Annotated in this window: 19 protein-coding genes and 2 pseudogenes; 16 read left to right on the top strand and 5 right to left on the bottom strand. The window is 72.8% G+C overall.

Features of this window, described 5'->3' with window-relative positions; genetic code table 11:
- Positions 1-203 precede the first annotated feature (203 nt).
- Positions 204-671 carry a cupredoxin domain-containing protein gene (locus ACZ6SQ_RS14970; RefSeq protein ID WP_469561212.1) on the top strand — a complete coding sequence of 156 codons (468 nt, stop codon included), beginning with the start codon at positions 204-206 and terminating at the stop codon, positions 669-671.
- Positions 672-921: 250 nt separating this feature from the next.
- Entirely contained in the window at positions 922-2,670 is a 1,749-nt protein-coding gene (locus tag ACZ6SQ_RS14965) for an NlpC/P60 family protein (protein ID WP_469561209.1), read from the top strand.
- A gap of 28 nt (positions 2,671-2,698) precedes the next feature.
- Here the strand turns inward: ACZ6SQ_RS14965 and ACZ6SQ_RS14960 are convergent, their stop codons facing one another.
- The gene (locus ACZ6SQ_RS14960) at positions 2,699-3,562 is read right to left on the bottom strand and encodes a universal stress protein (RefSeq protein WP_469561206.1); all 864 of its coding nucleotides are present in this window, start codon (positions 3,560-3,562) and stop codon (positions 2,699-2,701) included.
- Between the two features lie 259 nt (positions 3,563-3,821).
- On the opposite strand from ACZ6SQ_RS14960, the gene pflB reads away from it, so the two are divergent.
- The 3 genes and pseudogenes from pflB to ACZ6SQ_RS14945 form a co-directional block, all read left to right on the top strand.
- The gene (gene pflB, locus ACZ6SQ_RS14955; protein WP_469561203.1) at positions 3,822-6,080 is read left to right on the top strand and encodes a formate C-acetyltransferase; all 2,259 of its coding nucleotides are present in this window, start codon (positions 3,822-3,824) and stop codon (positions 6,078-6,080) included.
- Positions 6,077-6,817 carry a pyruvate formate-lyase-activating protein gene (gene pflA / locus ACZ6SQ_RS14950; protein WP_469561200.1) on the top strand — a complete coding sequence of 247 codons (741 nt, stop codon included), beginning with the start codon at positions 6,077-6,079 and terminating at the stop codon, positions 6,815-6,817. Before pflB ends, pflA begins: the two co-directional genes overlap by 4 nt.
- Positions 6,818-7,096: 279 nt before the next feature.
- Positions 7,097-7,459, top strand: a pseudogene (locus ACZ6SQ_RS14945) (pyridoxamine 5'-phosphate oxidase family protein); the annotation flags it as partial.
- Here the strand turns inward: ACZ6SQ_RS14945 and ACZ6SQ_RS14940 are convergent.
- The 3 genes from ACZ6SQ_RS14940 to ACZ6SQ_RS14930 all read right to left on the bottom strand — a co-directional run bounded on the left by ACZ6SQ_RS14940 (position 7,460) and on the right by ACZ6SQ_RS14930 (position 11,768).
- Positions 7,460-8,128 carry a DUF4389 domain-containing protein gene (locus tag ACZ6SQ_RS14940; protein ID WP_469561196.1) on the bottom strand — a complete coding sequence of 223 codons (669 nt, stop codon included), beginning with the start codon at positions 8,126-8,128 and terminating at the stop codon, positions 7,460-7,462.
- Between the two features lie 90 nt (positions 8,129-8,218).
- On the bottom strand, positions 8,219-10,876 hold the full coding sequence (gene adhE / locus ACZ6SQ_RS14935) for a bifunctional acetaldehyde-CoA/alcohol dehydrogenase (RefSeq protein WP_469561194.1): 2,658 nt from the start codon (positions 10,874-10,876) through the stop codon (positions 8,219-8,221).
- 187 nt (positions 10,877-11,063) lie between these two features.
- Positions 11,064-11,768 carry a CBS domain-containing protein gene (locus ACZ6SQ_RS14930; protein ID WP_469561663.1) on the bottom strand — a complete coding sequence of 235 codons (705 nt, stop codon included), beginning with the start codon at positions 11,766-11,768 and terminating at the stop codon, positions 11,064-11,066.
- Positions 11,769-12,252: 484 nt separating this feature from the next.
- On the opposite strand from ACZ6SQ_RS14930, the gene ACZ6SQ_RS14925 reads away from it, so the two are divergent.
- The 3 genes from ACZ6SQ_RS14925 to ACZ6SQ_RS14915 are packed head-to-tail and all read left to right on the top strand — an operon-like array spanning position 12,253 to position 15,107.
- On the top strand, positions 12,253-13,158 hold the full coding sequence (locus tag ACZ6SQ_RS14925; RefSeq protein ID WP_469561193.1) for a universal stress protein: 906 nt from the start codon (positions 12,253-12,255) through the stop codon (positions 13,156-13,158).
- A gap of 33 nt (positions 13,159-13,191) precedes the next feature.
- The gene (locus tag ACZ6SQ_RS14920) at positions 13,192-14,214 is read left to right on the top strand and encodes a zinc-dependent alcohol dehydrogenase (RefSeq protein ID WP_469561190.1); all 1,023 of its coding nucleotides are present in this window, start codon (positions 13,192-13,194) and stop codon (positions 14,212-14,214) included.
- A 5-nt stretch (positions 14,215-14,219) separates the two neighbouring features.
- Positions 14,220-15,107, top strand: a complete 888-nt coding sequence (locus ACZ6SQ_RS14915; protein WP_469561187.1) for a universal stress protein — start codon at positions 14,220-14,222, stop codon at positions 15,105-15,107.
- A gap of 46 nt (positions 15,108-15,153) precedes the next feature.
- On the opposite strand, the gene ACZ6SQ_RS14910 is transcribed toward ACZ6SQ_RS14915, so the two are convergent.
- Positions 15,154-16,866, bottom strand: coding sequence for a SulP family inorganic anion transporter (locus ACZ6SQ_RS14910; protein ID WP_469561185.1), 1,713 nt, complete (start codon positions 16,864-16,866; stop codon positions 15,154-15,156).
- A gap of 268 nt (positions 16,867-17,134) precedes the next feature.
- On the opposite strand from ACZ6SQ_RS14910, the gene ACZ6SQ_RS14905 reads away from it, so the two are divergent.
- The 8 genes and pseudogenes from ACZ6SQ_RS14905 to ACZ6SQ_RS14870 all read left to right on the top strand — a co-directional run bounded on the left by ACZ6SQ_RS14905 (position 17,135) and on the right by ACZ6SQ_RS14870 (position 23,460).
- Complete coding sequence (locus ACZ6SQ_RS14905; protein WP_469561183.1) at positions 17,135-17,659, top strand: hydrogenase maturation protease; 525 nt, start codon at positions 17,135-17,137, stop codon at positions 17,657-17,659.
- Positions 17,660-17,699: 40 nt separating this feature from the next.
- Positions 17,700-18,870 (top strand): annotated as a pseudogene (locus tag ACZ6SQ_RS14900) (4Fe-4S dicluster domain-containing protein).
- Complete coding sequence (locus tag ACZ6SQ_RS14895; protein WP_469561182.1) at positions 18,867-19,343, top strand: cyclic nucleotide-binding domain-containing protein; 477 nt, start codon at positions 18,867-18,869, stop codon at positions 19,341-19,343. Before ACZ6SQ_RS14900 ends, ACZ6SQ_RS14895 begins: the two are co-directional and overlap by 4 nt.
- Positions 19,340-20,149 carry an FAD/NAD(P)-binding protein gene (locus tag ACZ6SQ_RS14890; protein ID WP_469561180.1) on the top strand — a complete coding sequence of 270 codons (810 nt, stop codon included), beginning with the start codon at positions 19,340-19,342 and terminating at the stop codon, positions 20,147-20,149. The genes ACZ6SQ_RS14895 and ACZ6SQ_RS14890 overlap by 4 nt, the downstream gene beginning before the upstream one ends.
- Before the next feature lies 1 nt (position 20,150).
- Positions 20,151-21,008: an NADH-quinone oxidoreductase subunit B family protein gene (locus tag ACZ6SQ_RS14885; RefSeq protein ID WP_469561178.1), complete on the top strand. Its 858-nt coding sequence runs from the start codon at positions 20,151-20,153 to the stop codon at positions 21,006-21,008.
- On the top strand, positions 21,005-22,348 hold the full coding sequence (locus ACZ6SQ_RS14880) for a Ni/Fe hydrogenase subunit alpha (RefSeq protein WP_469561176.1): 1,344 nt from the start codon (positions 21,005-21,007) through the stop codon (positions 22,346-22,348). Before ACZ6SQ_RS14885 ends, ACZ6SQ_RS14880 begins: the two co-directional genes overlap by 4 nt.
- A gap of 294 nt (positions 22,349-22,642) precedes the next feature.
- Positions 22,643-22,915: a cation transporter gene (locus ACZ6SQ_RS14875; RefSeq protein WP_469561174.1), complete on the top strand. Its 273-nt coding sequence runs from the start codon at positions 22,643-22,645 to the stop codon at positions 22,913-22,915.
- A 263-nt stretch (positions 22,916-23,178) separates the two neighbouring features.
- Positions 23,179-23,460 carry an SHOCT domain-containing protein gene (locus tag ACZ6SQ_RS14870; protein WP_469561661.1) on the top strand — a complete coding sequence of 94 codons (282 nt, stop codon included), beginning with the start codon at positions 23,179-23,181 and terminating at the stop codon, positions 23,458-23,460.
- The last annotated feature ends 162 nt before the right edge of the window (positions 23,461-23,622 follow it).

Below are 23,622 nucleotides of genomic sequence, written 5' to 3'. Positions count from 1 at the left end.
CCCTCCCACACAGACACAGCTAGCCCCCCCCATCCCTCTCTTCCCCCTCCTCCCTCCCACCCCCCCCCCGCCACCCACCCCACCCCGCCCCCCCCCCCCCCCCCGGCGCCGGGCACGGCCGTGCTCCCGCCGCCGCTCGCCGCAATCCCTCGGACGGGCGGCTCCGTACCCCTTGCAGGGGGGACGATCCGGAGGACCGAACCATGACCATCCCGTCCAGCCGCCGCAACGTACTCCTGGGTGTGGCCGCCGCCGGCGGTCTGACCGCTCTGCTCGCCGCCTGCGGGGGCGGCGGCGGCAGCGCCGACGGGTCCACGACCGAGGCACCGGCGAAGGACGCCGCCTCGGCGACCCAGGTCACCGCCGAGCTGACCGACTTCCACATCGCGCTCTCGCAGAGCACGTTCCCGTCCGGCCGCTACACCTTCACGGTGCAGAACGCGGGCCATGAACTCCACGCGCTGGAGGTCGACGGCGCGGGCGGCGAGCATCGTACGAAGACCCTGGAACCGGGGCAGTCCACGACCCTCACGGTGACGCTGAAGCCGGGCTCGTACGAGATCGAATGCCCGGTCGACGGGCACAAGGACCGAGGCATGAAGACGGAGATCACCGTCGGCGGAGGCTCGGCGCCCGCCGACCGCACCACTCCTCCCGGCAACGGCTACTGAGGCTGCGGGCCGCGGCAGGCGGCCGGGGAAGCCCCCTGCGGGGCGCGGCAGGCGGCCGGGGAAGCCCCCTGCGGGGCGCGGCAGGCGGCCGGGGAAGCCCCCTGCGGGGCGCGGCAGGCGGCCGGGGAAGCCCCCTGCGGGCCGCGGCAGGCGGCCTGGGAAGCCCCGTGCGGGCAGGACTGCGCACCCTCGGTAATGTCGGCCCTCGCATGATCATCCGATCACGCGTTGTCCGTATGGGGGGCCTTGCATGTCCGGACCGAGATTCTCACTGAGCCGCAGGGCGGCCCTGACCGCCCTCGCCGGAGCGGCGACGGGCAGCGCCCTGCCGCTCGCCGCGGCGCCGACCGCGAACGCCGCCCCGGCCGCCGGTGCGACGGCGACGTCGGCCGTGGCCGCGCCGCAGGTGCCCGGGCTCCGGGGCCCGGTGCTGACCGATCCGACCGACCCCTGGCACTACGCCCCGCACCCGGCGGGCGCCCTGAGCACCCGAACCGTCGCCGGCGGCCTGGAGGTGTCGGACGGCGCGGGTGTCCTCGCGACGCTCACCACGGGGGCGCGGACGGTGACTCTGCGCGGGGCGCGGCGCTGGTTCACCGAGCAGAAGAAGCCCGTCCTGGACGCCTTCGACAGGACCCCGCCGACCGGCGGCTGGGGCATGTCGCCCGGCGGCGGCTCATGGTCGCACCACAACGGCGCCGCCACGGACTACTTCGTCGAGAGCGGCCGGGCCGCGATCACGCTCGCCGCCGGCAAGAGCCGCTACTCGCTGCTTCCCGACGACGGCATCGGCGACGTCTACGCCGCCGCCCGGTTCTCCTTCGACAAGCTGCCCGTCGGGGCGCCCGCCTCGCTCGGCCTCGTCTTCGCCGCCCAGGACGTCAACAACCACTACCGGGCGCGGCTGATCGTCACCCCCGCCGGAGAGATCCAGCTCGTCCTGGAGAAGGAGATCGCCGACGCACCGACCGTCCTGAGCGACACCGTCACGGTCGGCACGGGCTTCAAGGCGTACGACCACTGGTGGGTCCGGGTCGAGAAGTCCGGTGACGTCCTGCGCGCCCGTGCCTGGCGGCACGTCACGACCGGCGTGGACGACGAACCCACGAACCTGTGGCACCACAGTGTCCGCGACCCCGAGAAGGCCCCCGACGCCGTCTTCCGCTCGGGCAGGGTCGGCGTCCGGGCTCTCGGCTCCACCGGTGCCACGGTCCTTCCGCAGGCGAGGGTCTACGACTTCAGGATCGACACGGCCGTCTGGACCGACCCGCCGGTCGTCACCCACGACACCTGGGTACGGGTCCTCCCGGAACCCTTCGACGGTACGTGGACGGCCGCCGTGGAGCAGCGGATCCGGGCGTGGGCGGGCGACACCTCGCCCGACGCCCTGACGTACTCCTCGATGTACCGGCCGTTCGCCCCGGCCGTCACCGACCCCGCGCGCCAGAACGCGCGGGTGCTCGGCGAGTCCGGGTACAGCGGGCTGCTGGCCACCGGACTGCGCGAGGTGGGCGCCGACTTCCACGAGTACATGGGGCTGCCCTGGACGTTCCCCAGCGGCGAGCGCGTCACGCAGACCCCGGACCCGAAGTGGCACGGGAATCTCGACTGTTCCGGTTTCGTGCGGATGGTCTACGGCTACCACCTGGGTGTTCCCCTGGGCCTCGCGGAGGACCCGCAGCGCCGGTACCTGCCGCGCACGTCGCAGCGGCAGGCCGCCTCCAGTCCCGGTGTCGTCGTCGCCCAGGCCACCGACGCGCCGCCCCCGCTCGACGCGCTGCGGATCGGCGACGTGCTCTTCTGGAACGACCCCGACGACGGGGCCGTCTCCCACACCGGCATCTACATGGGCGTCGACCAGAACGGAAAGCACCGCTTCGTCTCCAGCCGCAAGACGCCGAACGGGCCGACCATGGCCGACGTCGGCGGGAAGTCGGTCATCGACGGCGCGGCGAGCGACCTCTACACGGAGCAGTTGCGGGTGATCCGGCGCCTTTGACCGGCGAGCCCGCTCCGTGGGCCGGAGGTCATCCCCGTACGACCGCGACCGGGCTGTGCGCGTGATGGAGGACGGCCTGGCTCACCGAACCGAGCAGGAGGCCCTTGAAGCCGCCGCGGCCGCGCGAGCCCACGACGGTGAGCCGGGCCGCGGCGCTCGCCTCGATCAGCGCCTCCCTGGTCGGTGAGTGCACCGTCCGGTGCTCGACCTCCACGTCCGGCCAGCGCTCGCTCGTGCCCGCGAGCGCCTCGGCCAGGACGCGGTGCTCGGCGTCGTCGAGCATGCCCGGCAGGTTCGCGTACGGTTCCCCGGGGTCACCGGGCGGGGGCACGGGGGCGTTCCACGTCGTCCACGCGTGCAGGGCGACGACCCGGGCGCCCTGCACGGCCGCCTCGTCCAGGGCGAACCGGACGGCCGCCGCGCCGGCGGGCGACCCGTCGACGCCGAGCAGAATCGGACCGGACGGGTCGCCCTGCTCGCGCACCACGACGACGGGGCACCGCCCGTGCGCGGCCAGCCCGGCCGCGTTGGACCCCAGCAGCAGGCCCTTGAACGGGCTGCGGCCCCTGTTGCCGACCACGATCAGCTCCGACGAACGGCTCTGCGCCTCCAGCACGTCCAGCGGTTCGCCGGCCAGGACGTGCCCCGAGACGTCGACGTCCGGCGCGGCCGACCGGGCACGCGCCACCGCCTCGTCCACGAGCTGGTGCGCGTCGTCGCGCAGCCGGTCCTCCGCCCTCTCCCACAGGGAGGCGTCCAGAGACGCCGGACCCGCCAGCGCGTGCACCACGCGCAGTGCCGCGTCGCGGTGTCCTGCCTCGCGGGCCGCGTGCGCGACGGCGTCGAGGCTCTGCACGGAGCCGTCCACTCCCACGGTCACCACGCCACTCATCGTTCCTCCTCGGACGGAATGCGCTGCCGGGTTCCCCAGCTCCAGCCTGGCCGGGGTGCCGGGGAGCGCGCGAGGGCCGAACGGGGAACACCCGTCGGGCCGGGCGACCCCTCCGGCACACGGCGCCCCGTGCCCGGGGACCGAAGGTCCCGCCCGGGGCGGGCCCTGCAGGACCGCCGGATGCCCCCTCCGGCACTCCTCGCGGCCGCTGCCGCTCGCGAGGATCGGTCCTGAGAGCCCCTGAGGGAGAGGACCCGTGATGACCGCGACGGTGACAGCCGGCAGCCGGACCGCCGAAGCCTGGCGAGACTTCGCCGGGACGACCTGGCGGGAGCGGATCGACGTACGCGACTTCATCCAGGCGAACTACACGCCGTACGAGGGGGACGCGGCCTTCCTCACCGGTCCCACGGAGCGGACGCGCGCCGTCTGGGAGCGGGTCGGCGCGCTGTTCCCCGAGGAGCGGCGCCGTGGCGTCCTCGACGTCGACACGGCCACCCCCTCGACGATCACCTCGCACGCGGCCGGCTACATCGACCGGGCGCGGGAACTGATCGTCGGCCTCCAGACGGATGCCCCGCTCAAGCGCGCGATCATGCCGAACGGCGGCCTGCGGATGGTGGAGAACGGGCTGAAGGCGTACGGCTACGAGCCCGACCCGTTCGTCCGGCGCGTCTTCGGCACCTACCGCAAGACCCACAACGACGGTGTCTTCGACGCCTACACCGCCGAGATGCGCGCGGTGCGCAAGGCCGGGATCGTCACCGGTCTGCCCGACGCGTACGGCCGCGGCCGGATCATCGGCGACTACCGGCGCGTCGCGCTGTACGGCACCGACCGGCTGATCGAGGCCAAGCGCGTCGAGCGGGCGCTGCTGGACGCGCGGCCCTCGAGCCCGGACGTGATCCGGGACCGGGAGGAACTGGCCGAGCAGATCAGGGCGTTGGGCGAGCTGACCGAGATGGCCGCCTCGTACGGCTGTGACGTCTCGCGCCCCGCCGCCACCGCGCACGAGGCCGTGCAGTGGCTCTACCTCGGCTACCTGGCCGCGGTGAAGGAGCAGAACGGCGCCGCGATGTCGCTGGGCCGCACGTCCACGTTCCTGGACGTCTACCTCGAGCGGGACCTGGCGGAGGGACTCGTCGACGAGTCCCGCGCCCAGGAACTGATCGACGACTTCGTGATCAAGCTGCGGATCGTCCGCTTCCTGCGCACGCCCGAGTACGACGCGCTGTTCTCCGGCGACCCGACCTGGGTGACGGAGAGCATCGGCGGCATCGGCACGGACGGCCGGCCGCTGGTCAGCCGCACCTCCTTCCGCTTCCTCCAGACCCTGTACAACCTCGGCCCGGCCCCCGAGCCCAACCTGACCGTCCTGTGGTCGCCGCGGCTGCCCGAGGGCTTCAAGAGGTTCTGCGCGCAGGCCTCCATCGACACCAGCGCGATCCAGTACGAGTCCGACGACCTGATGCGCCCGCGCACCGGCGACGACACCGCGATCGCCTGCTGTGTCTCCGCCATGGCGGTCGGCCGGCAGATGCAGTTCTTCGGGGCACGCGTCAACCTCGCCAAGGCCCTGCTCTACGCGGTCAACGGCGGCCGGGACGAGATGACCGGCGAGCAGATCGGCCCCGAGACGCCCCCGCTGGACGGCGAGTACCTGGACTACGACGAACTCTCCGCGACGTACGACCGTGTCCTGGACTGGCTGGCGGAGATCTACGTCAACACCCTCAATGTCATCCACTACATGCACGACAAGTACGCCTACGAACGCATCGAGATGGCGCTGCACGACCACCCGGTGCACCGGTTCATGGCGTGCGGGATCGCCGGGCTGTCGGTGGCCGTGGACAGTCTGTCCGCCGTGAAGTACGCCCGGGTGAAGGTGTTCCGCGACGCGAGCGGTCTGGCCGTGGACTTCGCGACCGAGGGCGAGTTCCCCGCGTACGGCAACAACGACGACCGGGCCGACTCCCTCGCCGTCGAACTGGTGAGGTCGTTCATGGCGAAGGTACGCAAGCACCCCGCCTACCGGGACGCCGAGCACACCCAGTCGGTGCTGACCATCACCTCCAACGTCGTCTACGGCAAGCACACCGGAAACACCCCTGACGGCCGGCGCGCCGGGCAGCCCTTCGCCCCCGGAGCCAACCCGATGAACGGCCGCGACCGTCACGGGGTCGTCGCCTCGGCGCTGTCGGTGGCGAAGCTGCCGTACGAGGAGGCCCGCGACGGGATCTCGCTGACGACCACCGTCACACCGGAGGGGCTGGGGCACGTCCCCGAGGAGCGCTCGGCCCACCTGGTGGGCATCCTCGACGCCTACATGGCGAACGGCGGGTTCCACATGAACGTGAACGTCCTTGACCGGGCGACGCTCGAGGACGCCATGGAACACCCCGAGAAGTACCCGGAGCTGACGATCCGGGTCTCCGGGTACGCGGTCAACTTCGTCCGCCTGACCCGTGAGCAGCAGCTCGACGTGATCAACCGCACCTTCCACGGATCGATGTGAGGACCGTGCGGGCGACCGGCCGGATCCACTCCTGGGACCTGTCCACCGGCGTGGACGGTCCCGGGACCCGGTTCGTGCTCTTCGTCAGCGGCTGCCCCCTGCGCTGCCTGTACTGCGCCAACCCGGACACCTGGCACATGAGGGACGGCCGCGAGGTCTCGGTCGACGAGGTGATGGCGGAGATCGAGCGGTACCGGGGCTTCATCACAACGGCCGGCGGCGGCGTCACCCTCACCGGCGGTGAGCCGCTGCTCCAGCCCGGCTTCACGGCCGCTGTCCTGCGCGCCTGCAAGGAGGCCGGGCTGCACACCGCCCTGGACACCTCGGGCTTCCTCGGCGTCCGCGCCACGGACGAGCTGCTCGCCGACACCGACCTGGTCCTGCTGGACATCAAGTCCTTCGACGCCGCCACCTACCGGCGGCTCACGGGCGGGACCCTCGGCCCCACCAGTGAGTTCGCCGCCCGCCTCGACCGGCTCGGGGTGCGCATGTGGATCCGCCACGTCCTGGTACCGGGCTGGACCGACGACCCCGAGGCCGTCGAGGGCCTCGCACGCTTCGTGGCGGGCCTGGGGAGCGTCGACCGGGTGGACGTACTGCCGTTCCACAAGCTCGGTGCCGCGAAGTACGACGCCCTCGGCCTGCCCTTCCCGCTGCGCGACACCCCGACTCCCGGGCCGGAACTGGTCCAGCGGGTGCGGGAACAGTTCCGCGCGCACGGGGTGAAGGCCTACTGACCCTCCTCGCCGCCCCACCGCCCCGGCCGTCCAGGCCGGGGCGGCGGTCCGTGGGCACGCCGTGCCCTCCCCGGCGTCCTCCGGCTCGGCGCACACCCTGATGTCCCGGCCTGCGCGCCGGTCCGCCGTGCGTGGCACGTCGGGTAGCGCGGCACTCTCCGGAGACGGTGACGATCATGAGAGCTCGACTCGGCGATCAACTCGTTGCCGAAGGTCCGCCAACGGCGCCGCCAGCCGCGACGGTGAGATCGTGGGACTCCACCACGAGGACGGCACGCCGCCCTGGGAAACAGCGCCGCCGCCCTTCGCGGGGGAGGCGTCGACGAGCCGCCCGGACGGGGTCAGGCCCTCACGTACCTGCGGCCGCGGAGCCTCGAACCCGACGAATGCCGCCCACTGCTCTCCACGCACGGCGTGGGGCGCATGACCGTGGCCACTCCGGACGGCCCGGCGGTGGTTCCGGTCGACTACGAGGTGGCGGGCGACGCGAGTGTTCCGGACCGCTCCGGATGCGGTCCCGGCGAGGGCTGTGGGAGTGAGGCCGCCTTCGAGGCCGATCTCGTGGACGAGGCGTCGAGCCGTGGTCGGAGCGAACGCGCCGAAGGGCCCGCGTGGATGGTCACCGGGCCGCGGGCGGTTCGGTCAGGGGACGATCCGGTCCTGGTGATCCGGCTCCGTGCCGCCCATGTCGAGGCGGAAGGGCGGGTAGACGTCCGTCATCAGCGCCGCGTACGCGGCCACGCGCAGCACCCATCGGTTGAAGCCGAGGACGAGGTCGAACAGGTCCCGCGGGTACTTCTCGGTGAAGGCCATGATCACGGCCGCGATCAGCGCCAGCAAGCCCACCAGGCCGCCGCCCCACCAGCCGGCGTGCCAGCCGCCGAGGAAGAATCCGACGACGATGTACTGCGGGATGGCCAGGAGCCACCACTTCACCAGCACGAGGCCGCGGGAGAGGCGCTCGGGGTAGGCGATGTCCAGCCGGGCCGGGTAGTGGGGTTCCGGGCCCAGGCTGAAGGGCGGATAGCGGTCCGTACCGAGCGCGCCGTACGAGTAGTACGCCACCCGCCAGGACCACCGCAGCACACCGACGTTGAAGTCGAACAGGGCGCGTGGATAGCGCTCGGTGAACAGGATGGCGAAGAACGCGATCACACTGACGAGGCTGAACGCGATCCAGAGGAAGAACAGCACCACGACGTGCGGAAGGACGAGGATCCACTTCACGAGCCACAGCCACCGCGACAGCGGGGCGTCCAGGACAGCGGTCACCCGGACCGGGCGGTCGGGCGTCGGCGCGAGGGTCGTCATGGCGATCAACTCCTTTGTCGGCCGGTCGGCCGTCCGCCGTCCGGCCCGGGACTCCGTCGCCCGGGCCGGGTCACCGGCGGCCGGTCCGTGTCACCGGCGTCCGTAGTAGGCCTGGCGCATGAGCTCCTGCATGTCGTCGAGCATGGGCATCCGGGGGTTGGCTGGGGCGCACTGGTCCTCGTAGGCGTTGAGGGCCTGCTCGGGCAGGGAGCCGAGGAAGGCCTGCTCGTCGACGCCGAGGGCCTGGAAGGACGGCTCGATGCCCACGGCCTCCCGCAGGCGCTCCACCGCCTCCGCGAGCGACCGCACGCCCTCGGCCGGGGTGGCGGCGGGCAGTCCGAGGGTGCGGGCGATGTCCTGGAAGCGTTCGGGGGCCCGGTAGTTCTCGTACTTGGGCCAGCCGGTGAGCTTCGTCGGCACGGTGCCGTTGTAGCGGATGACGTGCGGCAGCAGGACGGCGTTGGTGCGGCCGTGCGCGATGTGGAACGTCGCGCCGAGGGTGTGGGACATGGCGTGGACGATGCCGAGGAAGGCGTTGCCGAAGGCCATGCCCGCGATCGTGCCAGCGTTGTGCATCTTCTCCCGGGCGTCCGGCCGCGCGGTGCCGTCGGTCACCGACGCCTCGATGTTCGCGAAGATCAGACGGATCGCGTGCAGGGCGAGGCCGTCGGTGAAGTCGTTGGCGTACACGGACACATACGCCTCGATGGCGTGGGTGAGGGCGTCGAAGCCGCTGTCGGCCGCCAGGGCGGCGGGCAGCCCGGCGGTGAGCGTCGGGTCGACGATGGCCACGCTGGGGGTGAGGGCGTAGTCGGCGAGCGGGTACTTCTTGCCCGTGGCCGGGTCGGAGATGACCGCGAAGGGCGTGACCTCGGCGCCGGTGCCGGACGTCGTCGGGATGCACACCAGGCGGGCCAGCTTTCCGAGGACGGGGAAGCGGAAGGCGCGCTTGCGGATGTCGGAGAACTTCTGCCGCATGTCGGCGAAGTCGATGTCCACACCGCTCGCGTGCTGCTCGTACAGCAGCCACATCACCTTGGCCGCGTCCATCGGTGAGCCGCCGCCCAGCGCGATGATCGTGTCCGGGCGGAAGTCGCCCATGAGCCTGGCACCGCGGCGGACGGAGTCGATGCTGGGCTCGGGCTCGACGTTGTCGATGATCTGGACGGTGACCGGGTCGTGGCGCCGCTGCAGGACGCGGGTGACACGGTCGACGAGGCCGAGCCGGGTCATGGTGGCGTCGGTGACGACGGTGACGCGGTGGACGTCCGGCATCGAGGCGAGGTAGCGGATGGCCTGCGGCTCGAAGTAGATCTTGGGCGGCACCTTGAACCACTGCAGGTTGTTGCGGCGCGTGCCGACCCGCTTGACGTTCAGCAGCTGGGCGGCGGAGACGTTGTTGGACACCGACGTGCTGCCCCAGGAGCCGCAGCCGAGGGTCAGCGACGGCAGCAGGCTGTTGTAGATGCCGCCGATGGCGCCCTGCGAGGAAGGGGCGTTGACGATGATCCGCACGGTCTTCATCCGCCGGCCGTACGCTTCGGCGAGCGTGCGGTCCTCGGTGTGGATGACGGCGCTGTGGCCCTGTCCGTGGAAGGCGACCATGTCGGCGGCGAGGTCGAAGCCCTGCTGCTCGGAGCCGGCGCGCAGAACGGCGAGCACCGGGCAGAGCTTCTCGCGGGTGAGCGGCTCGTCGGGCCCGACGTGGTCGGCCTCGACCAGGATGAGCGAGGTGTCGGCGGGCACGGTGAAGCCCGCCTGCTCGGCGATCCACGCCGGGCTCTGGCCGACGGCCGCGGAGTTGACCTTGGGTTCGCAACCGCCGCCCGGTGCCTTGCCGGCGGGAAACAGGAACTCCTCCAGCTTAGCCTTCTCCTCGGCGGTCGCCACATGCGCGTGCAGCGTGCGGAACTCGGCCAGCGCGGCGTCGTAGATCTCCGCGTCCAGGACGACGGCCTGCTCGGAGGCGCAGATCATGCCGTTGTCGAACGACTTGGACAGCACCAGGTCATTGACGGCCCGGCGCAGCTTCGCGCTCTTGTGCACATAGGCGGGCACGTTGCCGGCGCCCACGCCCAGGGCGGGCTTGCCCGCCGAGTAGGCGGCCTTGACCATGGCGTTGCCGCCGGTGGCGAGGATCAGGGAGACACCCGGGTGACGCATCAGAGTGCCCGTGGCGTCGACCGACGGGGTCTCGATCCACTGGATGCAGTGCTCCGGCGCACCCGCCGCGACCGCGGCGTCCCGGACGATCCGGGCCGCCTCCGCACTGCACCGCTGGGCGGACGGGTGGAAGGCGAACACGACCGGGTTGCGGGTCTTCAGCGCGATGAGCGCCTTGAAGATCGTGGTGGAGGTCGGGTTGGTGACCGGGGTGACCGCGCACACCACACCCACCGGCTCGGCGATCTCGACCATGTCCTCGATGTCGTCGCGGGCTATGACGCCGACGGTCTTCAGGGTGCTCATGCCGTGCGTGACGTGCTCGCACGCGAACATGTTCTTGACGGCCTTGTCCTCGAAGACGCCGCGGCCGGTCTCCTCCACGGCCAGGCGCGCCAGTGCCGTGTGCCGGTCGAGCGCGGCGACGGAGGCCTTCTTCACGATGTGGTCGACCTGGTCCTGGTCGAGGGCCTCGTAGTCGGCGAGCGCCTTCAGCCCGTTCGTCACGAGCAGGTCCACGGCGATGGCGGTGTCGGTCGGTGCCGGGGCGGGACCGGCGGCGGCGGTTCGGTCGTGGCGGGTCATGTGGCGTTGCCTCCGTCGCAGAGAGCTGAAACCGCTCGGTGGATGGTGCCGGGAGCACCGTGGGGACGGTGTCGCCCCCATCGGTAGCGTCGTCCGTCGATGGCTCCCGCGCGCAGTCCCCGTTGGTCCTCGCCAAGGACCGTTGGGCCTTGCCGCCGTAGGGCCGTGCGGCCCGCCCGCCACCGGGCTACGCGGGATCGTTCCTGGAGGCGGATCGCTTCTCCGAGGGCCGGGCGTCGTCGATACGGAACGTCAGGCCGTTGACCACCCCGACCACCCCGTCCACCCGGTAGGCGAGCCGGAGCAGCAGCGGGATGTCGCTGCGCCGTTCCAGGCGGCCCTCCAGGGTCGCCATGCCGTCGCGGACCGACACCACGACGTGGGGCGGCAGGCCCATGGCACGGTTCACCACCTCGTCGAGGATCTCCTGGCGGATCTCGTCGTCCGTACGCAGGAAGACACGCAGCAGGTCACGGCGCGTGGCGATGCCGATCAGGCGGTCCTCCTCGTCCACGACAGGGAGTCGCTCGACACCATGGCGCTCCATCATCCGCGCGGCGTCGGCGACGCGCTGCTCCGGGTGGACGGTGATCGCGGGCGACGTCATCAGGTCCTGCGCCGTGGTGGCACGGGCGAGGGCGGCCCCGCGCCGGGCCGAGCGGCGCAGCGGGGGGATGCGCGTCCGCCGCGCCCGGCCGTGGGCGGCCCGGGCCGCCTGGCAGCGGATGAGATCGGTCTCGGAGATCACTCCCACGACCTTGTCGTCGCCGTCCACCACGGGCAGTCCGCTGATCCGGTTCCGGTACAGCAGCTGGGCCACGCTCTTGAACGGTGTCTCCCGATGGGCTTCGACGACCTCGCGGGTCATCACCTCGCCGACGATGTGGGGCATCACGCTCACTGCCTTCCTCTGTGCTGCGGCGGTTCTGTGCTGTGCCGGTTCGCGACTTCTGTGCAGTGCCGGTTCGCGACGGGGCGGCCGGACCGCGGGCCAGTGGTGGTCACGGCGAGCCGTGCGCCGGCCCTCCGGGGCCGGACCTGGGCATCGGCCTGCGTATGTTCTCCAGGCTGCCTCGGCGGCGCGTGCCCGGGCAGGGCCGAATGTCCTTCCAGCCGGGACGAAGCGCCCCTCGTCCGGAGGCCCGTCCAGCCTCGGCCGGCCTCCCCGAACGCCGCGGCCGCCGCCGCAGGCCTGCTCCCGCCCGGCGACGAGGACGCCAGGGACTTCGAGCACCGGCGGGTGGGGCCGGTCGGCCCCTTGTGAGGACCTGCGGCCCCCTGCCGGAGCCCGCTCCCAGGGACAAGGCTCGGATCAGGACCTCGGCAGGACACGACAGGACCACGATCCGAGCGGATCGCTTCGAAAGGTGGGGACCATGACCCGTACCGTCACCGTCGGCCTCGACGGCTCACAGGAGAGCCGCGCGGCGGCCGAGTGGGCCGCGCGTGAGGCGGGACTGCTGGGCCTGCCCCTGAAGGTGGTCCACGTCTGGGAGCCGGTACCGGAACCCATGGCGCAGGCGCCGCTTCTCGGAGCGGAGACCCAGGCGCACTGGACCGAGCGCGTTCCCCGTGAGACGGCGGAGGGCCTGCGGCTCCGCCACCCCGGGCTCGAGGTGACCACCGAGCACCTCACCGGCAGTCCCGCCGCCCTGCTGGCGGACGCGGCGAAGGACGCCGAGATGCTGGTGCTGGGCTCGCGCGGCCTGGGCGGCATCGGCGGTTTCATGGTCGGCTCCGTCGGGCTGTCCGTCGTCGCCCACGCCGAGCGTCCGGTCGTGCTGATCCGGGCGGGGGAGCAGGCCGCCGACGAGCACGAGAAGGACCCGTCCGGCGTGCCGTCGGCCGGGACCGCGTTCCGGCCAGTCCTGCTCGGCCTGGACCTCGAGAGCCCGGACGACGGCCTGATCGAGTTCGCGTTCGCCGCGGCCGCCCGCCGCGGCACCTCGCTGAAGGTCGTGCACGGCTGGAACCCGCCGCCCTACTACGCCTACGGCCTCTCCACCGACCTCGAACTCCACGGTGCCCTCGTCCGCCGCGAGACCGTCGCGCTGACCGAGTTCCTGCACCCGTGGCGCGAGAAGCACCCGGACGTCGACGTCACCGAGGAGTGCCACTACGGCAGCCCCGGCCATCACCTCGTGGACGTCTCGCGCGAGGCCTCCCTGGTCGTCGTGGGCCGCCGCGTGCGCCGCAGCCCGTTCGGCAGCCACATCGGGCCCGTCACGCACGCCGTCCTGCACCACTCCATGGCGCCCGTCGCCGTCGTCCCCCACGCTTGACGCCAGCCCCGGAAACCGTAAGGAGCAGCAATCATGAAGGCAGCGGTCGTACGAGCCTTCGGCGAGCCTCTGGTCATCGAGGAGCGCCCCGACCCCGAGCCGGGCCCCGGCCAGATCCGCGTCAGGGTCGAGGCCTCCGGGCTGTGCCACACCGACATCCACGCCGCCCACGGCGACTGGCCCGTCAAGCCCAGCCCGCCCTTCGTGCCCGGCCACGAGGGCGTCGGCCTGGTCGAGAAGCTCGGCGAGGACGTCACCCACCTGGCCCTCGGGCAGCGCGTCGCCGTGCCCTGGCTCGGCTGGGCCTGCGGGCGGTGCGAGCACTGTCTGACCGGCTGGGAGACGCTGTGCGAGCAGCAGATCAACACCGGCTACGGCTGCGACGGCGGGTACGCCGAGAAGATGCTGGCCTGGGCCGACTTCGCCCAGCCGGTGCCCGAGGGCGTCAGCGCCTTCGACGCAGCCCCGCTGACCTGCGCGGGCGTGACGACGTACAAGGCGCTCAAGGTGGCCGGGGTCCGGCCGGCCCAGCTCGTCGCGGTCTCCGGGATCGGCGGACTCGGGCACCTGGCCGTCCAGTACGCGAAGATCGCCGGCGCCCAGGTCGCCGCGATCGACATCACCGACGACAAGCTCGAACTCGCCGCCGAACTGGGCGCGGACATCGTCATCGACGCCCGCAAGGACGACGTCGGCGCGACGCTGAAGCGGCACGGCGGCGCCCACGCCGCGATCGCGCTCGCCGTGGACTCCGCCTCCTTCGAAGCCGTCAACTCCGGTCTGCGGCGCGGCGGGAAGCTGGTGATGGTGGCGCTGCCCGCGCACGGCACGGTCCGGGTACCGGTCTTCGACACCGTCCTGAACGGCACGAGCGTGATCGGCTCCATCGTCGGCACCCGGCAGGACCTCGCCGAGGTCTTCCGGCTGCACGCGGCCGGACGTACCCGCGTCATCAGCGAGACCCACCCGCTGGCCGCCGTCAACGACTGCATCGACGAGGTGCTGCGCGGCGAGGTCAGGGCCCGGATCGTGTTCGACCTCGGCGCGGGACGGTGAGGGCGGTGACGGTGGAACTGCCGGTCGTCGTCGGTGTCGACGGCTCCGAGGCCGGGCTGCGGGCCGTGGACTGGGCCGTCGACGAGGCCGCGCTGCGCGGGGCGCCGCTGCGGCTGGTGTACGCCTCGCTGTGGGAGCGGTACGAGGGCGCGCACCTCGCCCGGGACCTCGGCGAGCCCGGCGGGAGGGTACGGGCCGAGGACGTCGTCGCGTCCGCCGCCCGCCGCGCCGCGGGGCGGCGCTCCGAGGTGAAGGTGACCACCGCCGTGGTGTCCGAGGAACCCGAGTACACGCTGGTGCGCGAGAGCCGGAACGCCGCCCTCCTGGTGACCGGCACCCGGGGGCGCGGAGGTATGACCGAGGCGCTGCTGGGATCGGTCAGCCTGACCGTGGCGGGGCACGCGCACTGTCCGGTGGTCGTGGTGCGCGGCAGTCACGACAACCGCGCCGTGCCCGCCACCCATCGCCGTGTCGTCGTGGGTGTGGGCGAGCCGCCGGTGGCCTCGGCGGCCGTCCGTTTCGCTGTCGAGGAGGCCCGGCGGCGCGGGGCGGCCGTCAGTGCCGTACGGGCCTGGCGGCACCCCGTGCGTGAGGCCCCCGGCCACCGGGCCCCGGACTCCGTCGGGGGCGGCTCTGGGCGGTCGCACGAGCGGGAGGCGGTGGAGGCACTCGCGGAGGCGCTCCGGGACGTTCCCGCCGACGTCGAGGTGCTCCGCAGCACGGTCGAGGGGCCCGCGCGGAGCGCGCTGGTGGACGCCTCGCACGACGCCGGTCTCCTGGTCCTCGGAGCACGCCGCAGGCACCGGCACTTCGGCCTCCAGCTGGGCCGGGTGGCCCACGGGGTGCTCCACCACTCGGCCTGCCCGGTGGCCGTCGTGCCCGAGTACGTGTGATCGCGGGCGGAGCCGCGTCGCCGACCGCGCGGTCGGCGACGCCCGGCTAGTGATCTCGGCACCAGGCCCGGTACGCGGCCACGGCCGTCGGCAGCGTGGGGAAGATCAGCCCGGCTCCCACGGACTGCGCGAGCCCGTACGCGCCGAGGTCGTCCAGGAGGTCCTGCTTGACGCGGGCCAGGGCGAACACGACGCCCCGGTCGGCGAGTTCGCGGCGCAGCGCGTCGACCGCGTCGAGGGCGGTGATGTCGACCTCCACGTTGGCCTCGGTGTTGAGGACGAACCAGCGGACGGCGCCGCGCTGTTCATCGACGGCGGCCAGGGCCCGGCGGCGGAAGTCCTCCGCGTTGGCGAAGAAGAGGGGTGAGTCGTAGCGGTAGACGAGCAGGCCGGGGATCGTGCGTGCCTGGGGGTAGTCGTCGACGTCGTGCATCCCGGCGACGCCCGGCACCATTCCCTCGACCGCGTCGTGCGGCCGCGCCACCCGTGTCAGCAGCTCGGCCACCGACAGCCCGACGGCGACGAGCACGCCGTAGAGGATGCCCAGCGCCAGCACTCCGGCCAGGCAGCCGAGCGCCAGCAGCAGCTCCCGTCGGCGGAACGACGCCAGCCGGCGGAAGCCCGCGAGGTCGATCATGCGGACGGCGGCGTACACCACCAGGGCCCCGAGGACGGCGGACGGAGTGTCGGTGAGCAGCGGACTGAGGAACAGCAGGACCGAGAGGACCACCGCCCCGGCGACGAGGGAGTAGGCCTGGCTGTGGGCGCCCGCCGAGGACGCGAGCGCGGTGCGGCTCGCGCTGGCGCTCACCGGGAAGCCGCTGACCAGGCCCGCGCCGACACTGGCCGTGCCCAGCGCCAGGAACTCCTGGTCGGCGTCCAGTGCGGGCCCCTCGTCGTCCCGCACGGCGAAGGCCCGCGCGGTGAGGACGACGTCGGTGTAGGCGACGATCAGCACGCCGAGGGCGGGCAGCACCAGCCGCGGCAGCTCGCCCAGGTCCGGGGAGCTGAAGCCGGGCAGCCCGGAGGGGACCGCGCCGATCACCTCGATGCCGTACCGCTCGTCGAGGTCGAAGGCCGCCACGGCGGCCGTGCCGAGCACCACGGCGAGCAGGGGACCCGGCGCGGTACGGGGGTGATGCCGCAGCGCGAAGAGGAACGCGAGCACGGCGGCGGACAGGACGACGGTGGCGACGTCGGCGTCGGACAGGTTCGTGACGAAGGACCACAGCTGAGGGAAGAAGTCCGTCCCCGTCGTCCCGACCCCGGTCAGCCGGGGTAGCTGATCCACCATCATGATCAGCGCGACGCCCGTCATGTAGCCGATCAGCACCGGACGGGACAGCAGGTCCGCGAGGAAGCCCAGCCGCACGGCTCGCGCCACCAGGCACAGCAGCCCCACCGTGACCGCCAGAGTCGCCGCGAGGGAGGCGTACCGCCCGGGGTCGCCGGCGGCGAGCGGCCCGACCACCGTCGCGGTCATCAGGGCGGTCGTGGACTCGGGCCCCACCGACAGCAGCCGTGACGACCCGAACAGCGCGTACAGCCCGAGCGCGGGCAGGATGGCCCACAGTCCGGTGACCGGTGGCAGCCCGGCCACACCGGCGTACGCCATGACCTGGGGCACGAGGTACGCGGCCACCGTCAGGCCCGCGATCAGATCGCCTCTGAGCCAGGCGCGCCGGTAGCCGAGGAGGACGACGACCCCCGGCAGCAGACGCCGCCACCCCAGCACCTGCCCGCGCGCGGCCTGCGACATCAGCTTCGCTCCTCCGTCCGCCCCAAGAATCCACCGGCGCGTCCGGGGCCGCCGGTGCGGAGCCGGGACGGGGGCGGGCGGGCACCCCAACGAGCCCCGAGAAGGCGGCCAATCAGCCCAGCGGCCACCTCCACGCCGCCTCGCCACGGCTGCTCAGGGCGCGAGCCGACCCGGGCGCGCACCACGCCGCACGCCGGGGAAGCGGGCACCGCACCGGTGACTGCGCCAAGCTGAGCCCGCAGTCACCCGGAGAGGAGAGCGGAGATCCATGGAGCCGCGCGCCGGCACGGTGGTCATCGGGATCGGCAACGAGTTCCGCCGCGACGACGGGGTCGGATGGGCCGTCGTCGCTCTGCTGGGAGAACGCGCCGCCCTGCGCCCGCCGTCCCCCGGCACGGTGCTCGCGCAGAGCGACGGTGATCCCGGGCGGCTCATCGGCCTCTGGGAGGACACCGCCCTCACCGTGGTCGTCGACGCCTGCTTCCCTCCCTCGGCGCGGCCGGGGCGGACGCACCGGTGGGCCGCAGACCCGGACGGATACCTGCGCTCGGCCGCCGTGGGCCGGCAGAGCACCCACGGCCTCGGCCTCGCCGAGGCGCTGCGCCTCGCCCGCTGTCTCGGACGGATGCCGGAACGTCTCGTCGTGTACGCCGTCGAAGGAGCGGACCGGTCCCTGGGCGAGGGACTCACCTCCGAGGTGGCCGCCGCCGTGCCCCGGGTGGCGCGGCGCGTCGAGGACGACGTCCGGGGTACACGCCGGACCGCCTTCCGAGGACGGCGCCCACCTGACTGACACACTGTCAGCTTCGGAGGTGGAGAGTGGGAGGCAGGGCATGAGCGACGCTTCGGACACCGGTGCCGGCCCCGCCCGCCAAGGCGAGGCGGTGCTCGACCGCGAAGGCCTGGCCGAGCTCGTGCGTTTGCTGAGGCGCCGCGGCCGTACGGTGATCGGCCCCACGGTGCGTGACGGGGCGATCGTCCTGGACGAACTGGAGGACGCCGACGCGCTGCCCTTCGGGTGGGGGGTCGAGCTGGAGGCGGGACGCTACCGGCTGCGCCGCCGCACGGACGGGGCGGCCTTCGCGCACAGCGCGGGACCGCAGTCCTGGAAGTCGTTCCTGCACCCCGAGCGCGTCCGCCAGTGGAGCGCGGACCGCCGCTCCGACGGCCGGATGGACGTGACCGAGGAGGAGCAGCCGGCCCTGTCGTACGCCCTGCTCGGCGTGCGGCCCTGCGACCTGCGGGCCATCCGGATCCTGGACCGCGTCATGACCGGCGGCCGGCACCAGGACCCCCACCTATCTCCACCGGCGCACCGGTGCCTTCCTCGTCGCGGCCGAGTGCACCGAACCGGGTGCCACCTGCTTCTGCGTCTCCATGGGCACGGGTCCGGCCGTGGACGCCGGGTACGACCTCGCCCTCACCGAGGTCGTGGACGACACCGGCCACCGCTTCTGGTGCCGCAGCGGCAGCGAGGAGGGGGCCGAAGTGCTCGCGCAACTGCCGCGCCGCAGCGCCGACGACGCCACCCGCGCGGCCGCTTGCGAGGCCGTGAGCGCAGCCGCCGACCGCATGGGCCGGTCCATGCCACCCGTGGACCTGCGCACCCTGATGCGCGACAGCCTGGAGGCGGAGCGCTGGGACGACGTCACCGCCCGGTGCCTGAGCTGCGGCAACTGCACCATGGTCTGCCCCACCTGCTTCTGCACCACCACGGAGGACGTGACCGATCTGACCGGCGACCACGCCGAGCGCTGGCGACGCTGGGACTCCTGCTACGACCTGGATTTCTCGCTCGTCCAGGGCGGTCCCGTACGGTCGTCCCCGCGCAGCCGCTACCGCCAGTGGCTCACCCACAAGCTCGGCACATGGCACGACCAGTTCGACAGCTCGGGCTGCGTCGGCTGCGGCCGGTGCATCGTCTGGTGCCCCACCGGCATCGACCTCACCGAAGAGGCGCACGCCCTGCACCAGGAGACCGCGCCGGGCGGGAGCGCGCCGTGACCGGGCAGCCGGACGAGCCCGCCGCCGCGGGGATGCTCGCCGACCTCCCCGCGGAACACCGCGGACCGCTCATGGCCCTCGCGCGCGACGCCGTGTTCCCCGGCGCCGCCAGGATCTTCGAGGAGGGGGAGCGGGCCGACCGTTTCTGGATCGTCCGCTCGGGCACGGTCGCGCTCGATGTGCAGGTGCCGGGCCGGGGGCGTGCTGTCGTCGAGACCGTCGGCGCGGGTGCGCTGCTCGGCTGGTCGTGGCTGTGCCCGCCCCGGCTGTGGCATCTGGGCGCCGAGACCCGCGACCCCGTCCGCGCATGGGAGTTCGACGCCGCCGCCGTACGCGAACTGTGCGCCGAGCAACCGGCGTTGGGTCTCGCGCTCGTCACCGCCGTCGCCGGGACCATCGGAGACCGGCTCAGGGCCACCCGGACCCGGCTGCTCGACCTGTACGGACCGCAGGGGAGCGAGCCGCCGCCATGACCCGTGTACCGCTGCCCTACCGCGTCACGGACCGCCGCGTGGAGACGCACGACACGGTCTCGATCGTGCTGGAGGCGGAGGCGGACGCCCTCGGCCCGTTCGCACCGGGCCAGTTCGCGATGGTGTACGCCTTCGGTGTCGGCGAGATCCCGTTGTCGCTGTCCCGGGCCGCCCCCGACGGCATGCGGCTCACGCACACCGTCCGAGCCGTCGGGGCCGTCTCCCGCGCCCTGTGCGGGCTGCGGACCGGCGCGGCGGTCGGCGTGCGCGGCCCCTTCGGTACGGGCTGGGCCCCGCACACGGCACACGGCCTCGACCTCCTCGTCATCGCGGGCGGCCTCGGTCTCGCCCCGCTGCGACCCCTGATCGACGCCGTCGTCGCCGAGCCGGACGCCTACGGACGGCTGAACGTCCTCGCCGGTGCCCGGACCCCGGACGACCTGCTCTACCAGGGCGAGTTCCCCACCTGGGCACGGCCGTTCGCCGCCGCCGCGGTCGACCGGCCGTCCGCGGCCTGGACCGGCCGGGTCGGAGTCGTCACCACGCTGCTCGGCGAAGCCCGGTTCACCCCGGCGGACACGGCCGCGTTCGTCTGCGGCCCCGAGGTCATGATCCGCGCCACCGCACGCGCCCTGGTCCACCGGGGCGTGCGCCCCGACCGTGTGCATGTCTCCCTGGAGCGCAACATGCGCTGTGCCACCGGCCACTGCGGCCACTGCCAGCTCGGGCCGCTGCTGCTGTGCCGTGACGGCCCCGTGGTCACCTACGACCATGCCGAACCCCTGCTCGCCGTAAGGGAGCTGTGAGATGAGCGAGGCGAACGCCGAGGCGGGGAAGGTGGCGAGGGCCGAAGTGAGCAGCGCCGCCGCGCGGGCCGCCCGCCCCCGGCTCGGCGTGTTCAAGTTCGCCTCGTGCGACGGCTGTCAGCTCACCCTGCTCGACTGCGAGGACGAACTACTGAGCCTCGCGGCCGAGTTGGAGATCACTCATTTCCAGGAGGGATCCAGTGCGGTCGCTCCGGGGCCGTACGACCTGTCGCTCGTGGAGGGCTCGATCAGCACCCCCGAGCACCTGGAACGCGTCCGCCGTATCCGCGCCGACTCCCGTCACCTGGTCACCATCGGCGCCTGCGCCACGGCGGGCGGCGTCCAGGCGCTGCGCAACTACGCGGACGCCCAGGAGTACCTCACGGCCGTCTACGCCCGCCCCGACTACATCGAGACCCTCGCGACCTCCACACCGATCTCCGCACACGTGCCCGTCGACTTCGAGCTGCGCGGCTGCCCCATCGACCGCGGCCAGCTCCTCGAGGTGATCACCGCCTTCCTCGCCGGACGCAGGCCCGGCATCCCCGACCACCCCGTCTGCTTCGCCTGCAAGCGGCGGGGCAACGTGTGCGTCACCGTCGCCCACGGCACCCCCTGCCTCGGACCCGCCACCCACGCGGGCTGCGGCGCCCTCTGCCCGACCTACGGACGAGGCTGCTACGGCTGCTTCGGGCCGGCCGCGACCACGAACCTGCCCGCACTCCTCCCGCTCGTGCGCCGCGACGGGATGAGCGACGAGGACATCGGCAGACTGCTGCACACCTTCAACGTCACGGCCTTCTCCGCGGTGGAGGAGCAGGAGCTCCCTCGTACCGGACGAGAGGAGGGCTCCGCGTGAGCGAGCCGGTGACCAGGTCACAGGTCGTGCGTATCCCCGCGCTCACCCGCGTCGAGGGCGAGACCGCGCTGTATCTGCGGATCGAGGACGGCACCGTCACGGAGTCCCAGCTCGCCGTCTATGAACCGCCCCGGTTCTTCGAGGCGTTCCTGCGGGGCCGCGCCCACACCGAACCCCCCGACCTGACCTCCCGCATCTGCGGCATCTGCCCGGTCGCGTACCAGCTCAGCGCCTGCCGGGCCGTCGAGGATGCGTGCGGTGCCGTTGTCGACGGACAACTGGCATCCCTGCGCCGCCTGTTGTACTGCGGTGAGTGGATCGAGAGCCAGACGCTGCACATCCACATGCTGCACGCCCCGGACTTCCTCGGCCACGACGACGTGATCGCGCTCTCCCGGTCCCACCGGACCCACGTCGAGCGCGGACTGCGCCTGAAGCAGACCGGGAACGCCCTGGTCGAACTGCTGGGTGGACGCGCGATCCACCCCGTCAACGTCCGCCTGGGCGGATTCCACCGCACCCCCACCCGCGCCGAACTGCGCCCGATGGGCGAGCGGTTGCGCACCGCCCTCGACGACGCGTGGGACACCGTGCGCTGGGTCGCGGGCTTCGACTTCCCCGACGCCGAATGCGACGCGGACCTGCTCGCCCTCGCCGAACCGGACACCTATGCCATCGAGTCCGGCGCCCCTACCGTCGTCCCCTTCGGCGAGCCGAAGCCACGACGGGCCTTCCCCGTAAGGGACTTCTGCGAGCACGTCACCGAGGAACAGGTCCCGTACTCCACCGCCCTGCACTCCCGGCTGGACGGCCGACGCCATCTCACCGGCTCCCTCGCCCGCTACGCCGTCAGCGGGCACCTACTGTCCCCGCTCGCCCGCCAGGCGGCGAGCGAGGCCGGACTGGGCGACCCGCAGCGCGGTGAGATCTGCCGCAACCCCTACCGGAGCATCCTCGTCCGCGCCGTGGAGGTCCTGTACGCGGTGGAGGAGGCCCAGCGGATCATCGCCGAGTACGAGCGTCCGGCCCGGCCCCATGTGGAGGTGCCGGCCCGGAGCGGCACAGGTCACGGGGCGACCGAGGCGCCACGCGGGCTGCTCTACCACCGCTACACGCTCGACGACGCGGGCCGTGTCACCGACGCCCGCATCGTCCCGCCGACCGCGCAGAACCAGGGCGCCATCGAGGACGACCTGCGCCGACTCGTCCAGGCGGGCCTGGACCGGGCGGACCTCTCCGAGGCCGAACTCACCCGGCTCTGCGAACGTGCCGTCCGCAACCATGACCCCTGCATCTCCTGCTCGGCCCATTTCCTGGACCTTGAGATCGACCGGACGTAGGGGGGATACCGGCGCGGTGGCCCCAGCGCGAGGACGGGCGTGCGCCGCTCGCCGGCACATCGCGGCGTCGGCCGACAGATGGCGACGCTCGCCGGCACACCCCGACGCTCACCGACGCATCGTCACCCGCAGCAGCGCGACTTTCGCGTGCACGCGCGTCGGCGGGGCGAGGCGTGCCTTCGGCGGAGTGGGTGCTGTTCTCTCGCTCAGCCCTTGCGTCAGATACCCCATGGGGGTATATCTATGACGTCAACAGATACCCCATGGGGGTATAAGCGACGCAAGGAGGATGTCATGTCGGGTTGCTGCACGCCGAACGGAAGCTGCCACACCACCGCCGCCAACCAGGTCGTCTACAAGGTCGACGGCATCGGCAGCGCGCACTGCCGGGGAGTCGTCACCGAAGCCCTGAGGGTGCTGGACGGCGTCACCGCCGTGGCCGTCGAGACCGGGACCGGTCTGGTCACCGTGACCACCGCCGCCGAGACCGGTGAGGCGTTCGACGCGCTGATCGCCGAGACCGTCGACGAGGCGGGCTACGACTTCGCGGGCCGCGTGCCCGTCTGATCCACCCGGCCCCGGCCGGGTGCCCGGCCTGCCGTCCGAGGAGGCGGTCGGCGGCCTCGTCCGGGTCACGGTGGACGGCCTGCGCCCACCCCGCCGACGGGCCTCGGCCCGATACCCCCGCTGAGCAGGGGCCCAGTGGCCGGGCTCGTTGACCCCATCGGCCCATGACGCACCGCTCGGCAGGGTCGATCGTGAAGGTGAGGCGGCCGGGAAGGCACAGTCGTCGGCCCGGTCCGCGGCCCACGAGGAAGCGGGTGACCGCGATGTTCTGGTACGACCACGATGTCAGCGGATGGGGCTGGTTCGCCATGTCCGCGAGCATGGTTCTCTTCTGGGTGCTGATCATCACCCTCGGTGCCCTGCTCCTGCGTGCCCTGACCCGAGCGGGCGACACCGGGACGAGCCCCGGCACGCGGGCGGCCACCGCGGAGGAACTGCTCGCCGAGCGCTTCGCCCGCGGCGAGATCGACGAGGACGAGTACAACCGCCGCCTGACCGTCCTGCGTACACGCGGGGACGACCGGACGTGGCTCGGCAAGAGCTGACCGCGGCCCTTGGCCGTGGGCGCCGTTCGTGGGAGACGGCCGGTGCCATGCCCTGGTGGGGGCATGGGGCAATGCAGGGATACCACTCCTATGGGGTGGGGAGGCGAAAGGAGACGGGGCGGCGGGTGGCCCGGCTGCAGGAGAGCGCCCGTACTCCTATCC

The organism is Streptomyces sp. NPDC048600, from assembly GCF_055587025.1.
Note: the sequence above shows the minus strand (reverse complement) of the source record. Positions and strands in the feature narration are given on the sequence as shown.